This is a genomic window from Streptomyces yerevanensis, from assembly GCF_000716805.1.
Taxonomy (GTDB): domain Bacteria; phylum Actinomycetota; class Actinomycetes; order Streptomycetales; family Streptomycetaceae; genus Streptomyces; species Streptomyces flaveus.
Genome location: NZ_JNWJ01000063.1, coordinates 1 through 15586, shown reverse-complemented (window position 1 = coordinate 15586; position 15586 = coordinate 1). Strand labels below are relative to the sequence as shown.

The following is a 15586-nucleotide window of genomic DNA, read 5'->3' as shown; positions in this document are numbered from 1 at the left end:
TACCTCCAGGAAGGCACCCACCCGTGTCCTCAGCACCCCCTTCTCCACTGCACCTCGCCGTCGCCCTCGACGGCACCGGCTGGCATCCGGCCTCCTGGCGCGAGCCGGTGGCCCGTCCCCGGGACCTGTTCGCCGCCGGATACTGGGCCGATCTGGTCGCCGAGGCCGAGCGCGGACTGCTCGACTTCGTGACCTTCGAGGACGGCCTGGGCCTGCAGTCCTCCCACTTCCTCGAGCCGGACGGCCGCACCGATCAGGTCCGCGGTCGCCTGGACGCCGTTCTCCTCGCAGCCCGCATCGCCCCGCTGACCCGGCACATAGGCCTGGTCCCGACCACGGTGGTCACCCACACGGAGCCGTTCCACATCTCCAAGGCCATCGCCACCCTCGACTACGTCAGCACCGGCCGGGCGGGCCTGCGGGTGCAGATCACCGCCCGCCCCAACGAGGCCGCGCACTTCGGCCGCCGCAGGATCCCACCCGTCGACACGTACGACAGCCCTGTGGTGACCGACCTCTTCGACGAGGCCGCCGACTACGTGGAGGTCGTACGCCGACTCTGGGACAGCTGGGAGGACGACGCGGAGATCCGGGACGCCGCCACCGGGCGCTTCATCGACCGCGACAAGCTGCACTACATCGACTTCGAGGGCAGGCACTTCAGCGTCAAGGGCCCGTCCATCACCCCGCGCCCGCCGCAGGGCCAGCCGATCGTCACCGCCCTCGCCCACCAGACCGTCCCGTACCGGCTGGTGGCCCGCCAGGCCGACATCGGATACGTCACCCCGCACGACGCCGGTCAGGCCCGCGCGATCGTCGCGGAGATCCGAGCCGAGCAGGAGGCGGCCGGACGGGCGGACGAGCCGCTGCACGTCTTCGGTGACCTGGTGGTCTTCCTGGACGACGACCCGGCCGCCGCGACCGCCCGACGCGAGCGCCTCGACGCCCTAGCCGGATCCCCGTACATCAGCGACGCCCGTATCTTCGCCGGCACGCCCGCCCAACTCGCCGACCTGCTCCAGGAGTTGCAGTCAGTCGGGCTGAGCGGCTTCCGGCTGCGCCCCGCCGTCCTCGGCCACGACCTCCCGGCGATCACTCGGGGCCTGGTCCCCGAACTCCAGCGCCGGGGCGCCTTCCGCCGCGCCTACGAGGCCGACACGCTGCGCGGACTGCTGGGCCTGGCTCGCCCAGCCAACCGCTACGCCGTCGCTTCCACTGCTGTCACCGCCTGAGCCGGAGGGCCCGTACGACCATGAGCAAGCCGCTGAAGCAGATTCACCTGGCAGCCCACTTCCCCGGCGTCAACAACACCACCGTGTGGAGCGACCCGAAGGCCGGCAGCCACATAGAGTTCAGTTCCTTCGCCCACTTCGCGCGCACGGCGGAACGCGCCAAGTTCGACTTTCTCTTCCTCGCGGAAGGGCTGAGACTCCGCGAACAGGGCGGAAAAATCTACGACTTGGACGTCGTCGGCCGCCCCGACACCTTCACCGTCCTCGCCGCGCTCGCCGCCGTCACCGAGCACCTCGGCCTGACCGGCACCATCAACTCCACCTTCAACGAGCCCTACGAGGTCGCCCGCCAGTTCGCCAGCCTCGACCACCTCTCGGGTGGCCGCTCCGCCTGGAACGTCGTCACCTCCTGGGACGCCTTCACCGGCGAGAACTTCCGCCGCGGCGGTTTCCTCCCGCAGGAGGAGCGCTACTCCCGCGCCAAGGAGTTCCTCACCACCGCGAACGAACTCTTCGACTCCTGGCACGGCGACGAGATCCTCGCCGACCAGGCCACCGGCACCTTCCTGCGCGACGCGAAGGCCGGCGCCTTCGTCCACACCGGGCAACACTTCGACATCCAGGGCCAGTTCAACGTCCCGCGCTCCCCGCAGGGCCGCCCGGTCATCTTCCAGGCGGGCGACTCCGACGAGGGCCGCGAGTTCGCCGCCTCCGACGCCGATGCGATCTTCAGCCGGTACGCCACCCTCAAGGAGGGGCAGGCCTTCTACGCGGACGTCAAGAACCGCCTGGCCAAGTACGGCCGCCGCCCGGACCAGCTGCTGATCCTGCCCGCCGCGACCTTCGTCCTCGGCGACACCGACACCGAGGCCGAGGAACGGGCCCGCGAGGTGCGCCGCCGGCAGGTCAGCGGGGCCACGGCACTCAAGCACCTGGAGTTCGTCTGGAACCGAGACCTGTCCTCGTACGACCCGGACGGCCCGCTCCCCGACATCGACCCCGACCTCGGCGATCACCACATCTCGCGGGGTCGGGCCCAGGTGCGCATGTACCGCGATCCGCTGGCCACCGCCCGCGAGTGGCGGGAGCGCGCCGCCGCCAACAACTGGTCCATCCGCGACCTCGTCATCGAGACCGGCAACCGTCAGAACTTCGTCGGCTCACCCGCCACCGTCGCCCGGACCATCAACGACTTCGTGCAGGCCGACGCGAGCGACGGCTTCATCCTGGTCCCGCACATCACGCCGGGCGGCCTCGACGTCTTCGCCGACAAGGTGGTCCCGCTGCTCCAGGAACAGGGCGTGTTCCGCACGGAGTACGAGGGCCCGACCCTGCGCGACCACCTCGGCCTCGCCCACCCGGACGACGTACGCGGCGACGTGCGGATTGAGCGGGTGGCGTCGTGAAGTTCCTCGCCATCACGCTGATCGTGCACGCCCCGGACCCGGTGACCGGCGTCCAGAAACCGACCAGCGAACGCTTCCGCGAGGTCCTCGATAACGCCCTGCTCGCCGAGGAGCTGGGCTTCGACGGGTTCGGGGTGGGGGAGCGGCACGAGCGGCCGTTCATCTCCTCCTCGCCACCCGTCGTCCTCAGCCACATCGCCGCACTGACGCAGCGCATCCGCCTGTTCACCGCCGTGACCACGCTCAGCCTCCTCGACCCCGTGCGCGCCTACGAGGACTACGCGACCCTGGACCATCTCTCCGGCGGACGCCTCGACCTGATCGTCGGCAAGGGCAACGGCGCCGCCCAGCGCGAGCTGTTCCACGTCACGCCCGAGGACCAGTGGGAGCGCAACGCCGAGAGCTACGAGGTGTTCCGGCAGATCTGGCGGCAGGACAAGGTCACCGCCAGGACCCGCTTCCGGCCGGAGCTGAAGGACGCCGAGGTGTGGCCCAGGCCGCTGCAGCAACCCATCCGGGTCTGGCACGGCAGCGCGACCAGCAAGGAGTCGGTCGACCTCGCGGCCCGCTACGGCGACCCGTTGTTCTCGGCGAACGTCACCAACCCCATCGAGCCGTACGCCGAGTTGATCCGTCACTACCGCGAGCGCTGGGAGCACTACGGGCACGACCTGGCCGACATCGCCGTCGGCGCGGGCACGGCGGGCATCTACGTGGCCCGTACGTCCCAGGAGGCGATCGCCACGTACCGGCCCGTGTTCGAGGGCAACCTGGCGTTCCAGAAGCGGCTGGGCCTGGAGCCGGTCTTCCCGACCGTCGAGGACTTCGTCGAGCGCAGCTCGGCGCTGGTCGGCAGCCCGCAACAGATCATCGACAAGGTTCACCGCTACCACGAGCAGTTCGGCCACACAGTGCTGCATCTGCACGCGGACGCAAGCGGACTGACGGACAGGCAGCACCGGGACTCGCTGGAACTGTTCCAGTCCGAGGTCGCTCCGGTGCTGCGCCGCAAGATCCCCGACCCGCCGTTCGCTTGGGGCCCCGTGCTCCCCGTACCACCGATCCCTGAGGAGCCCGCCCATGTCTGACACCCGCCTCGGCGTACTCGACCTGGTCCCCATCCCGTCCGGCTCGACGGCGGCCGACGCCCTGCGTAACTCCATCGACCTCGCACAGCAGGCCGAGCGACTCGGATACGCCCGCTACTGGTTCGCCGAACATCACCTGAACCCGGGTGTGGCCGGTACGTCCCCCGCCGTCGTCCTGGCCCTGACCGCCTCCGCCACCTCCACCATCCGGCTCGGCTCCGGAGCCGTACAGCTCGGACACCGCACCGCCCTGTCCACAGTGGAGGAGTTCGGCCTGCTCGACGCACTGCACCCGGGCCGGCTCGACCTGGGCCTCGGCCGGTCGGGCGGCCGCCCACCGGGACAACCAGCTGCCCCGCTGCCGACCGCGACCCCGGTCGTCGACGGCCGCGCCCCGAACGGCCTGGTCATACCACCCCGCTTCTCCTTCGAGCACCTGCTCGGCTCGCCCCGGATCGCCCTGCAACGCAAGCTGCTCCTGCTGCCGGGCGCCGAGTCGCAGGACTACGCCGAGCAGATCGACGACATCCTCGCCCTGCTGGCGGGCACCTACCGCTCCCCGGAGGGCATCGAGGCGCACATCGTCCCGGGCGAGGGTGCTGACGTGGAGTTGTGGGTCCTGGGCAGCAGCGGCGGCCAGAGCGCGGAGGTGGCGGGCGCCCGGGGTCTGCGTTTCGCCGCGAACTACCACGTCAGTCCGGCCACGGTCCTGGACGCGGTGGAGGGCTACCGGGCCTTCTTCGAGCCCTCCGAGTTCCTCGACAAGCCGTACGTCAGCGTGTCCGCGGACGTCGTCGTCGCCGAGGACGACGCGACGGCCCGCGAACTCGCCACCGGCTACGGCCCGTGGGTCCGCAGCATCCGCACCGCGGAGGGCGCCATCGAGTTCCCGACGCCGGAGGAGGCGCGCGCCCACGCGTGGACGGACGAGGACAGGGCCCTGGTCCAGGACCGCCTCGACACGCAGTTCGTCGGCTCCCCTGACCGGGTGGCCGATCAGCTGGAACAGCTCCAGGAGGCCACGGGCGCCGACGAGTTGCTCATCACGACGATCACCCACGACCATGCGGACCGGGTCCGCTCGTACGAACTGCTGGCGGAAGAGTGGCGCCGCCGGGGCGGCGACTCGCCGTAGACGTTCGTGGTGTGCCCGCCGTCCCAATTTCCGCCGCTCACCAGGAGTTTCGAGAATTCGAGAATCCGAGATCGCCTATGCTGCCGTGGACAACGGCGATAGTGCGCGGAGGCCTGGCGACGTGGGTCTGGATCTGAACCTGCTGCTGCCGTTGGACGCGCTGTTGCAGGAGCGCAGTGTGACGCGGGCGGCTGAGCGGCTGGGGCTGAGCCAGCCCACCGTGAGTTCCGCGCTGGCCCGGCTGCGCCGCCACTTCGGCGACGAACTGCTCACCCGAGTGGGGAACACGTACGAGCTCACCCCGCTGGCCGAGCGCCTGGCCGCGCACACGGCGCACGCGCTCGGCTCGGCAGACCGGGTCTTCCAGACCCGCCCCGCCTTCGAACCCGCCCACGCACAGCGCGAGTTCACCCTGGTGGTGGCCGATATGCATCTGCCCACCTTCGGCCGGACACTGGCCGCCCTCGTGCGCGACACGGCGCCGGGGGTGCGGCTGCGGTTCCAGCACATGGCCCCGCAGATCGCCCGCCGCGCCCAGGAGCACCTGCGCACCGTTGACGGCATGGTGCTGCCGCAGGGTCTGCTGGCGAACGTACCGGCCATCGATCTGTACGAGGACCGCTGGGTGTGCGTCGTCTCATCCGACACCGTCAGCTCGCCGCCGCCGACTCCCGAGGAACTCGCCGCACGTCCCTGGGTGCTGCCCTTCCACTTCCCGTCGATGGGCTTCTCGCCCTTGCACGGGTTGCACGCCGAGAGCCTGGAACCGCGGGTCGAGATCGCCATCGAGAACTTCCTCACCATGCCGTACCTGATCGCCGGCACCGACCGGGTGGGCGTGGTCCCCGAACGCGCCGCCCGCCTGTTCCCCGCCGGCAGCGGCACGACCGTCGTCGAGCTGCCGTTCGGTGCGGGGCGGGTGGTGGAATCCCTGTGGTGGCACCCTGTGCATGATCGTGACCCCGCGCACATCTGGCTGAGGAAGACCGCGGCCACAGTCGGCCAACTGGTCGCCGCCGGTGAGGCAGAGCCTCCCGTGCACCACGACACACCGCACAGCTGATCCGAAACCAGGCTTGCACGGGGGTATTGATCCCGTCTATGACCGCCATCGGCGATCTCTCGTTCCCCAAGTGCCTGGTCAGCGGCAAGAGTTGGACTCGCGAGCACGCCACTGGCGTACGACGAGTGGTCCGTGTCGTCTCACCGACCGGTACGGCGCATCCGCCTGCGGTCTGCCCTGCGACGACTGAGCTTGTTCCCCCCACCCCCCCACATTTTGTGCTTTCTTGGAGATGACTGTTATGCGCAGCGAACTGCTGGCGCTCAGGGCAGGGCACGTCTTCGACGGCGTGAACGTCGGACCATCCGGCATGGTGCTGGTCGAGGACGGCGTGATCCGCGACGTGGACTTCACGGGAGCGGCACCGCCGGAGCACGCGGCGGTGACGGACTTCGGGCCGGACGGATGGCTGCTTCCCGGGCTGATCGACGCACACGTGCATCTGTGCTGGGACGGAACCAAGGACGCCGTGGAGCATGTGGCGTCCCACGACCACGAGGCCGTACTGGAGACCGCACGCGCCTCCGCGGCGACCACGCTGACGACCGGTGTCACGACCGTCCGTGACCTCGGCGACCGCGACTACCTCACCCTCGCGCTGCGCGAGCAGATGCCGCCCACGGAGCGCCCCGACATCGTCGCCGCCGGACCGCCGCTCACCACCCGCGGCGGTCACTGCCACTTCCTCGGCGGCGAGGCCGACGGTGCCGACGCGCTGCTGGCGGCGGTGCGGAACCGTGCCGCGCGCGGCTGCGACGTGGTGAAGGTGATGGCCAGCGGCGGCATGATGACGCCCGGCTCCAACTCCTTGCACCAGCAGTACGACCGGTCCGACCTACGGCTGATCGCCGACGAGGCGCACCGGCTCGGGCTCACCGTGGCCGCCCATGCCCACGCCGTCCCGACGATCGCGGACGTGGTCGACGCCGGCTTCGACACCATCGAGCACTTCTCCTTCCTCACCGCCGAAGGCGTCGGTCTGCGCCAGGATCTGGTGGACGAGGTCATACGGCGGGGAACGTTCATCAGCCTCACGGTGGGCATCCTGCCCGGCGATACGCCGCCGGCCCCGGCTGTGGCCGCCCACCTCGCCGCACTGTGGGACGTCGTGGCCAAGGTCATCGCCTCGGGTGCCCGGATCGTTCCCGGCACCGACGCGGGCATCACCGCCGACAAACCGCACGGCGTCTACCCCCACGCGCTGACCCAGCTCGCCGAGTTGGGCATGCCGAACCGTGACGTACTGCGCTGCGCGACCACCGAGGCCGCCGAAGCGGTGGGCCGGGCCGGACGCAAGGGCGTGCTGCGACCCGGAGCGGACGCCGACGTCCTCGCGCTCGGCAGCTCCCCGGTCGACGACATCTCGGCGGTCACCGACATCCGCGCGGTGTACCGGGCGGGCCACCGGGTGCGTTGAGTCCCGGAAGCCGCCCCACCGTGCCGGACACCCGGGCCAACTGCCCGCAGGCGAACGGCGACCCGGCGGGGCCGGGTGGTGCAGCAGCACGTCGGCCCTCGCGGACGTACGCGCTGCACGTGTGATCACGTGCGCCGTCGCCCGGCGGGCGCTCAGTCGTTGACCGCGGCGCTGTCCCGCAGCTGTTCCAGGGCCCTGTCGGGGCCCGTCGGATCAACTCACCGACGCCACTTGCGAGTTGCCGGAATCAGCAGGGCGGCGCGCCGTGACGAACCTCCCCATCAGCAACAAGACGCCCCCGATCTCGGGAACTTGACCACTCCACACGAGAAGGTACGACCTTGCCCCAGCACCAACCCGGCAGACGCCGCTTCGGCCGCAGAGCCGCCTCCCTGCTGGCCCCGGCGCTCGTCGGCAGCCTGATCCTGTCCTCCGGTCCAGCCGCGCCGGCCGCCCCGGCACCGACCGACCTGGCGTCGGCCCGACCGGCCGGTGCCTCCCGGCAGACGTACCCCGCCGGCATCTACTTCGTCCAGCTCCAGGACAGGCCCGTCGCCGCCCACTCCAGGACGGCACCAGCCCGCGGTGAGCGCCTGAACACGCGGACCGAAGCCGTCCGCGACTACATCGGCCAGCTGAAGCGGAAGCGCGACAAGGTGCTGGACGCGGTGGACGGCGTCCGGCCCCTCTACAGCTACCAGCTCCTGCTGAACGGATTCGCCGCAAAGTTGACGGCACGTCAGGCGAATGAACTGGCCCGCACTCCCGGCGTCGCCTCGCTGGCCCGCAACGAGATGCGCCGACTGGCCGACACGGCCACGGCCGAGACCGCGGCGGCCGCCGGAATCACGACCGAGGCCAAGAGCGGCACCGCTGCGGCCATGACCGGTCCGACGACGGTCAGGAGCGGTACACCGAAGGCGAAGAGCAGTACGAGTACGACGAAGGTCGCCTCCGCCTCCGCCGCCGGCGGCCTGCCCCCTGCCGACACCGCCGCTTTCCTCGGCCTGAAGAAGTCGGGCGGCCTGTACTCCAAGTTCCCCGGTGGCCGGCGGAACGCGGGCACAGGCACGATCATCGGTGTCCTCGACACCGGAATCGACCCCGGCAATCCGTCGCTGAAGGCCCTCCCGGAACCTCGCCCCGACGCCGCGATCATCGCCAAGAAGTGGAAGGGCGACTGTGAGACCGGCGACGCCCCCACGCCGGTCACCTGCAACAACAAGCTGATCGGCGCCCAGTACTTCAACAAGGGCCTCGAGGACCCCGGCGAGGGCGACTGGACCTCCCCGATGGACGCCGAGGGCCACGGCACGCACACCGCGACCACCGTGGCGGGCAACTACGACGTGCCCGCCACCGTGCCCGACACCGGCATATCCGGCCGTATATCCGGGATCGCCCCGGCCGCCCGGGTCGCGGCGTACAAGATCTGCTTCGACGGGTGGTGCAGAACGGTGGACATCGTCGCGGCCCTGGAGAAGGCCGTGTCCGACGGCGTGGACGTCGTCAACTACTCGCTCGGTTCCGGCAACGGCGAGGAGACCACCTCTCCCGAGTACACGGCCATGTTCAACGCGGCCAAGGCGGGCGTCTTCATCTCCGCCTCCTCGGACAACGCCGGCCCCGGCACCACTTCCAACACCGTCCCGTGGGTGACCACCGTGGCCGCCTCCACCCACGATCTCGGCTACCGCACGACCATCACCCTCGGCAACGGCGTCTCCCACACCGGCGTCGGCGTCAACCCCTCCGCCGTACCGTCCGCGCCGCTCGTCGACGGGACGAACGCCGCCAAGAGCGACGCAGACCCGGCCGACGCCGCGCGCTGCCTGGCGGACAGCCTCGACCCGGCCAAGGTCAAGGGCGCGATCGTGATCTGCGCACGCGGCGGCAACGGCCGCGTCGACAAGAGCGACGCGGTGAAGGCGGCGGGCGGCGCCGGCACGGTCCTGTACTACACCAGCGCCTCCGACGACCTGGTCGCCGACGCCCACACCATCCCGACCGCCTACCTCGCCCCTGCCGACGGCCAGGCGGTCAAGGCGTACGCCGCCAGTGCGGGCAGCGGCGCCACCGCCGGGATCGGCGCGGCGTTCGCCGAGCGCCAACAGGCCCCGAAGGTGGCCGGGTTCTCCTCCGGCGGCCCGGACCTCACCAGCGGCGGCGACCTGCTCAAGCCCGACATCACGGCCCCGGGCGTGGACATCACCGCGGGCACCGCCCCGGGCGGCTCCGGCGGCCTGTTCAAGGGTTCACAGGGCGTCATGTCCGGTACGTCCATGTCCGCGCCGCACGTGGCAGGGCTGGCCCTGCTGCTGCGGTCGCTGCACCCCGACTGGTCTCCCATGGAGATCAAGTCCGCGCTGATGACCACCGCGACCACCGAGGACGACAAGGGCAGGCCGATCGGCCGCTCCAACGTCGACGGACCGGCCACCCCGCTCAGCTACGGCGCCGGGCACGTGGTCCCGAACGCCGCCGACGACCCGGGTCTGGTCTACGACTCCACCTCCGCCGACTGGACGTCGTACATGTGCGCCGTCGGCGACCACCCGGTGACCGGCGACGGCGCGGACGCCTGCGCCACCGCGAGGAAGACCGACCCGAGCGACTACAACTCCCCGACGATCTCGGTGGGCGACCTCGCCGGGAAGCAGACCGTCACCCGCACGGTCACCGACATCACCGGCAGGGTCGGCGTCTACACCGCCACGCTGCGGACGCCGCCCGGCTACAAGGCCGAGATCTCACCGAAGAAGCTGGTCGTGCCCGCCGGTGGCTCGGCCACCTACCAGGTCACCTTCACCCGCACCGACGCCGCCTACGGCGACTGGTCGTTCGGCAGAGTCACCTTGAGCGACGGAACCCATCAGGTGCACAGCGCGGTCGCCCTGCGCGCCACCCGCCTCTCGGCGCCGGCCGAGATCACCGGCACGGGCGCCGAGGGCTCGGCCACCGTCACCGCGCGGGCCGAGTGGGACGGCACGCTCACCACCTCCGTGAACGGCTTGTACGCGGGCACGGTGAGGGCCGGCACCCTCACCGGCACCGCGCCCGACTTCGATCCCTCGCAGTCGCCACTGCCGACCGCAGTGGCCAAGTCCGAGGTCACCGTGTCCGACGGCACCGATCTCGCCCGCATCGCGATCCTGCCCTCCGACTTCCGCACGGACAGTGACGTGGACCTGTGGGTGCTCGACAAGGACGGCAACCTGCTCTCCAACCCCACCGGCGGCAACGACGAGCACGTCGACCTCACCGAGCCCGGCACCTACGAGGTGTACGTCGTCCAGTTCTCCCTCCCGGAGGGTGTCACCAGCCAGACGTACGCCCTGCACACCTGGCTGATCGGCAAGGACACCGAGCCGGACCGGCCGGCCACCATCACCCCGGCCGAGCAGCGGGTGAACGCGGGTGACCCCGTCGAGGCCACCGTCTCCTGGCGGAACCTCGAGGCCGGTCAGGCCTACCTCGGCCTGGTCGAGTTCGGCGACGGCACCAGGACCGTGGGCACCGCGCCACTGGCGGTCAGCCCGTAGGCCCTTTGGAACACCACCCTGACCCCGGGGACGCGCGACGATCGGCGTGCGTCCCCGGACCGCACCGGCCCCGTGGGGACGTGGCCGGCGCGGTGAACGACCCGGTCGCGGACCTCCCGACCCCCCCTCGGGAGACCGCGGCCGGGTCTCTTCCCGTCCCACCGACGGATCTGGCCGAAGTTGCGAGAGCGGCCGGGCGGCACTGCGCAGGGGGTGCTCGGCACCCGAGGAGCGCTCGGCTCCGCTGCTGCAGGGATGAGGCGGGCTTGACCCGCCGCCTCAGAGCACGACGTCGAGCCGGGCCGGGCGGCGGACCATGGCACGTGGTGCCGGCTGCCAGGAGTAGTCGGGGGCCAGACGCATCCCCGGGAAGCGTTCCGCCAGCCCTTCGACCAGCAGACGCGTTTCCATGCGGGCCAGCGGTGCGCCCAGGCAGGTGTGGATGCCGTACCCGAACGTCGCCAGTGTCGCCTGCCCCGGCTCGCGGTCGACCGAGAACGCGGCCGCGTCGGCACCCCAGGCGTCCTCGTCCAAGTTCGCCGACTGGAGGCTGAGCACGACCCGGCTTCCGGCCGGCACCGGGCAGCCGGCGAACTCGCTTTCCGCCGTGGCGGTGCGCAGCACGTACTGCAGGGGCGCGTCGTGGCGCAACGACTCCTCGATCGCACGCGGGATGAGCGTGCGGTCGCCGACGATCCCCTGCCAGCGATCCCGGTCGATGAGCAACTGGTAGAGCAGGTTGGTGATGAGGCTTCCGGTGGTGTCGGTGGACGCGAGGATCAACTGGATGCAGTGCATGATGATCTCGACCGGTTCGAGCGGGGTCTCGTCAGGCTGCGGATGCACCAGCCCGTCGAGGACGCCCGTCCCCGTGGGAGCGGCGGCAGCCCGGGTGGCGACCAGTTGCCCGAGGTAGCCGGCCAGGGCCGCCATCTCCGGCATCTCCAACGAGACCTGGGGGAAGTGGTCGTTGACGACATCGGCCCATTCCTGGACGCGGTCCCAGTCCTGCTGGGGAAGGCCCAGGAAGGCGTACACGGTACGGGCGGGAATGGCGCGGCCGAGCGTCGACCACACTTCGACCGGCTGCCCGGGGCGCAACTGATCGAGGGCGTCGGACACGATGCCGCGGATGCGCGGCTCCTCCCGGCGCAGCTTGGCAGGCGCGAACCAGCGCCGGAGGCGGGCGCGCAGCGCGGTGTGGTCGGGAGGATCCAGCATCGTGATGGGCGTGGCGGGCAGAGCAGCCGTACGGGTGCCGGCCTCGAGGACGAAGTTGTCCTCCGAGGAGAGGGTGTCCGGGCGCTGCAGGGCGTCCGTCACGTCGGTGTGCCGTGCGACGACGAACACGCCGGGCCGTGGCTGGGACACCGGACAGCGCCTGCGCGCCTCGGCGAGTTGCGCGATGGGGTCGTGTGCGGTCAGGTCCAGGGGGTCGTACGGGCTGTTGCCGGTGGTCGGGGTGGTGGGCATCGTCGGCTCCTTCCCTCGGGTGGTGATGTCGCGTTGGGCGGGTGGGGTGCGGGGCTCATGCACCGGACGGGGTCGCGACGGGCGGTCCGGCGCCGAGGCGCTTGAGTTTGACGATGGGCAGCCGGTGGTTGACGGCGACGGCGGTGGCCGTGCCGTCGTCGTGGGTCCACCTCAGCAGTGCGCTGCGGTCGTCCACCGAGCCGGCAAGGACTTCGGGGGTTCCGGTGAGAGGGAGTTCGCCGCTGATCTTGATGTCCAGACCGGACTGTTCGGTCCAGAAGTAGGGGTCGGGGCAATAGGGCCGTGCCTTTTCTCCGTGCAGCAGGGCGGCTGCGGCCGCCCTGCCCTGCTCGACCGCGTTGGTCCAGTGCGGCGTCCGGCGGCCGTGGCGGGAGACGACGTCGCCGGCGGCGGCGATACCGGGAGCGACGAGACATCGCTCGTCCGCCACGAGGCCGCCGTCGGCCGCCAGGGGCAGGCCCGAGCCCTCGAGCCAGGAGGTGTTCGGCACGTCTCCCACCGCGCAGACGATCACGTCGGCTTCCAGGACCGACTCCCCGCAGCGCACAGTGTGCTCATCGAGGAGGGTGACGCCGTCCGGCGCGACCCGGACCCCGATGCCGTGATCGCGGGCGGCCGCGACGGCGAGATCGGACAGCCACGGCCCGAGCAGCCTGAGCAGGGGCGGCGCGAGGTCGACGACGGTGACCTCCAGACCGAGCGTGCGGCAGGTCGTGGCGACCTCCATGCCGAGGAAGCCGCCGCCCAGCACGATCGCGCTCCGTGCGGTGGCCAGCCGGGAGGCGACGACCCGGGCGTCGTCCAGGGTGCGGACGACCAGGTCGGAGCCGCCGTTGAGCCGGCGGGCCCGCGCACCGGTGGTGACGACGAGCCCCTGATAGGGGACCTGCGTGTCGTCGGCCAGCGTCACCACCCGGGCATGGGGGTCGAGTCGCGTGGCCCGTGCCCCGGTACGGAACTCGATGTCGTCGCCCGGTTCCGGGAGCAGAGCCGATTCCACGGGCTCACGGCCGGCGAGGATGCCCTTGGACAGGGGAACACGTGAGTAGGGCCGGTGCGCCTCGTCGGACAGGACGGTGACCTGGCCGTCGAATCCCTCGGCGCGCAGGCTCTGTGCCGCCGTCAGCGCGGCGATGGAGCCTCCGACCACGACGATCCGTCTCACGGCTGGACCTTCAGAGCCGCGACGGGGCACACCCGCGCGGCGGCCGCGACGGAACTCTCGTGCTCCGGACCGACCTCGTCACGGGTCAGGTGCAGTTCACCCTCGTCGTCGAGGCGGAACACCTCGGGCGCGGTCTGCTCACACAGGCCGTGTCCCTCGCAGCGGTCGAAGTCGACCAGGATCCGGGTCATGTCACCGCTCTTCCGTGCGTACCGTGACGGGGAGCGAAGCGAGTCCCCGGATCACGTTGTTGAGCTTGCGGACCGGCTTGCCGGCGAGGTCGATCGACGACACACGCCGTACCAGCGCGCCGAGGACCGCGTTCGCCTCGATGCGGGCCAGGCCCTGACCGGCGCAGCCGTGGACGCCGTAGCCGAGGGCGACGTGGTCGACCGGGTTGCGCCGTACGAGGAACTCCTCGGGCCGCTCCCACTTGCGTTCGTCGCGGTTGGCGGAGGCGAAGGACAGCAGGACCTTGCTGTCGGCCGGAATGGTGACGCCCTCGATGTCCACCGGCTGGGTGGTGCGCCGGAAGAAGCCCTGGGCGGGGGATTCCAGGCGCAGGGACTCCTCGAAGGCCGGGCCGATCAGGGACGGATCGGAGCGCAACTCCTGATAGGCCTGTGGATGCTGAGCGAAGAGCAGGATCGTGTTGCCGAGGCCGTTGATCGTGGTGTCCATGCTGGCGATCACGTAGGCGGACAGCAGCGGGACCACGGACGCCGCCTCGATGTCTCCCCGGTCCGCGGCCTGGTGGATGGCGGCGGCCCAGCCGTCCGGGTGGAGGTTGGCCGGCACCATCACGGTGTTGAGGTACTCGAACATCTGGCTGACGAAGGGGAGGGAGGCCTGCGTGCGGGCGTTGAACGGTCCGAAGGTGTTGAACGCGGCGTCCGCGAAGGACAGCAGCGGTTCGCGTGCCTCCTCGGTCAGTCCGATCAGGTCGGCCACTACGGTCACGGGGAACACTGCGGCCAGGTCCGTGACGGCGTCGAAGTCGCCCTTGGCCACGGCGGTGGCGACCAGCTCGTCCCCGAGCTCCGAGATGCGGGTGCGCATCTTCGCCAGGGCCTTGGGTGCGAGTTTCTCGGAGAGCACTGCCCGCAGCCGGGTGTGATCCGGTGGGTCGCAGGCCAGCACGGTGCCTTTCATCAGGGCGTTGAACTGGTCCTCGTAGCCCACGCCGTGCGCGGAGGAAAACCGTTCGTGATCGGCCAGGGCGGCCCGCACGTGTGCGTAGCGCGGAAGGACCCAGGCGTCGTATCCGGTCAGCCGTACGGCAGGGCCGGCGTCGCGCAGTTCGCGCAGGGCGGGATACGGATCGTGGAGCACGTCGTCGGCGAACAGATCGATGCCGGACGTGGGGACAGGCAATGTCGCTTGCATCAGCAACTCTCCCTTGAGTCGCTCGTGCCGCGACGGGCTCAGGGGCAGGGGAAGGCCCCGGTCGCGGCATGACAATGTGGGCAGCGAAGCCGATAATGTGAGTTGACCCTCACATCGGCGCTGAGCACAAGTTCACAGACGGGAAGCGTCGCGTCAAGCCCCGTGATGCCTTTTCCGTGGACAGCCGAAAGGTCGCCCCGGATGCGGACGGACGGCGCCGGACGCCTGCGTGTGCCGGAAGAGTGCAGGTCAGGAGCTCTGCGGCGCGCTCAGGAGGTAGGAGATGGTGGCCGTCTGGAGGTGGCTGCGCAGTTCATGCCAGGGCAGCGGACGGTCGGACTCCATCAGCTCGCCCTGGGTGATCCGGTGGGCGATGGTCGCGTACATCAGGCGGTAGGCGAAGTCCAGCGCGGCCGCGCGGTCCGTGTGCGTGACGGGGACGTGGGTCAGTGCCTCGGCGAAGCGGCGGTTGCCCCCGATGCTGGCCCGTGCGCCTTCCGTGCGCACCGCCTCGTGCCGGGTGCCCAGCAGGAAGAAGACGCGTAGCAGGGCCTCGTGCGCCTGGAAGGCGTCGGTGATCGCGCCGACCGCCTCGGCGATGGCCACGGCCGGATCGCGCAGGATGCGCAACCGCTCCACGGACATGCGCTCCGTGATC

At 70.8% G+C, this 15586-nt stretch carries 11 protein-coding genes and 1 pseudogene; 7 read left to right on the top strand and 5 right to left on the bottom strand.

Features of this window, described 5'->3' with window-relative positions; all coding sequences use genetic code 11:
- Positions 1 to 23: 23 nt before the first annotated feature.
- From OP79_RS40195 to OP79_RS40165, 7 genes are all read left to right on the top strand, one after another.
- Positions 24 to 1232: an LLM class flavin-dependent oxidoreductase gene (locus tag OP79_RS40195; RefSeq protein ID WP_033327822.1), complete on the top strand. Its 1209-nt coding sequence runs from the start codon at positions 24 to 26 to the stop codon at positions 1230 to 1232.
- 20 nt (positions 1233 to 1252) lie between these two features.
- Entirely contained in the window at positions 1253 to 2638 is a 1386-nt protein-coding gene (locus OP79_RS40190) for an NtaA/DmoA family FMN-dependent monooxygenase (RefSeq protein ID WP_033327820.1), read from the top strand.
- Positions 2635 to 3726, top strand: coding sequence for an LLM class flavin-dependent oxidoreductase (locus tag OP79_RS40185; protein WP_033327818.1), 1092 nt, complete (start codon positions 2635 to 2637; stop codon positions 3724 to 3726). Before OP79_RS40190 ends, OP79_RS40185 begins: the two co-directional genes overlap by 4 nt.
- Entirely contained in the window at positions 3719 to 4861 is a 1143-nt protein-coding gene (locus tag OP79_RS40180; protein WP_033327816.1) for an LLM class flavin-dependent oxidoreductase, read from the top strand. The genes OP79_RS40185 and OP79_RS40180 overlap by 8 nt, the downstream gene beginning before the upstream one ends.
- A 121-nt stretch (positions 4862 to 4982) precedes the next feature.
- Complete coding sequence (locus OP79_RS40175) at positions 4983 to 5924, top strand: LysR family transcriptional regulator (RefSeq protein WP_033327815.1); 942 nt, start codon at positions 4983 to 4985, stop codon at positions 5922 to 5924.
- Positions 5925 to 6165: 241 nt separating this feature from the next.
- Positions 6166 to 7341: an amidohydrolase family protein gene (locus OP79_RS40170; RefSeq protein ID WP_051745370.1), complete on the top strand. Its 1176-nt coding sequence runs from the start codon at positions 6166 to 6168 to the stop codon at positions 7339 to 7341.
- 341 nt (positions 7342 to 7682) lie between these two features.
- Positions 7683 to 10883, top strand: a complete 3201-nt coding sequence (locus tag OP79_RS40165; protein ID WP_063742086.1) for a S8 family serine peptidase — start codon at positions 7683 to 7685, stop codon at positions 10881 to 10883.
- A gap of 279 nt (positions 10884 to 11162) precedes the next feature.
- Here OP79_RS40165 and OP79_RS40160 read toward each other — a convergent pair whose 3' ends face one another.
- The 5 genes and pseudogenes from OP79_RS40160 to OP79_RS40140 form a co-directional block, all read right to left on the bottom strand.
- On the bottom strand, positions 11163 to 12356 hold the full coding sequence (locus OP79_RS40160; RefSeq protein WP_078492316.1) for a cytochrome P450: 1194 nt from the start codon (positions 12354 to 12356) through the stop codon (positions 11163 to 11165).
- A gap of 55 nt (positions 12357 to 12411) precedes the next feature.
- Positions 12412 to 13542, bottom strand: coding sequence for an NAD(P)/FAD-dependent oxidoreductase (locus OP79_RS40155; RefSeq protein WP_033327811.1), 1131 nt, complete (start codon positions 13540 to 13542; stop codon positions 12412 to 12414).
- Positions 13539 to 13733, bottom strand: coding sequence for a ferredoxin (locus OP79_RS40150; protein WP_033327809.1), 195 nt, complete (start codon positions 13731 to 13733; stop codon positions 13539 to 13541). Before OP79_RS40150 ends, OP79_RS40155 begins: the two co-directional genes overlap by 4 nt.
- 1 nt (position 13734) lies before the next feature.
- Entirely contained in the window at positions 13735 to 14928 is a 1194-nt protein-coding gene (locus tag OP79_RS40145) for a cytochrome P450 (RefSeq protein WP_033327807.1), read from the bottom strand.
- Positions 14929 to 15177: 249 nt separating this feature from the next.
- Positions 15178 to 15586: pseudogene (locus OP79_RS40140) on the bottom strand (TetR/AcrR family transcriptional regulator); the annotation flags it as partial.

Coding starts and splice junctions, on each gene's coding strand:
- OP79_RS40180 (WP_033327816.1), top strand. CDS start 3,719: ATGTCTGACACCCGCCTCGGCGTACTCGACCTGGTCCCCATCCCGTCC.
- OP79_RS40150 (WP_033327809.1), bottom strand. CDS start 13,733: ATGACCCGGATCCTGGTCGACTTCGACCGCTGCGAGGGACACGGCCTG.
- OP79_RS40145 (WP_033327807.1), bottom strand. CDS start 14,928: ATGCAAGCGACATTGCCTGTCCCCACGTCCGGCATCGATCTGTTCGCC.
- OP79_RS40190 (WP_033327820.1), top strand. CDS start 1,253: ATGAGCAAGCCGCTGAAGCAGATTCACCTGGCAGCCCACTTCCCCGGC.
- OP79_RS40160 (WP_078492316.1), bottom strand. CDS start 12,356: ATGCCCACCACCCCGACCACCGGCAACAGCCCGTACGACCCCCTGGAC.
- OP79_RS40170 (WP_051745370.1), top strand. CDS start 6,166: ATGCGCAGCGAACTGCTGGCGCTCAGGGCAGGGCACGTCTTCGACGGC.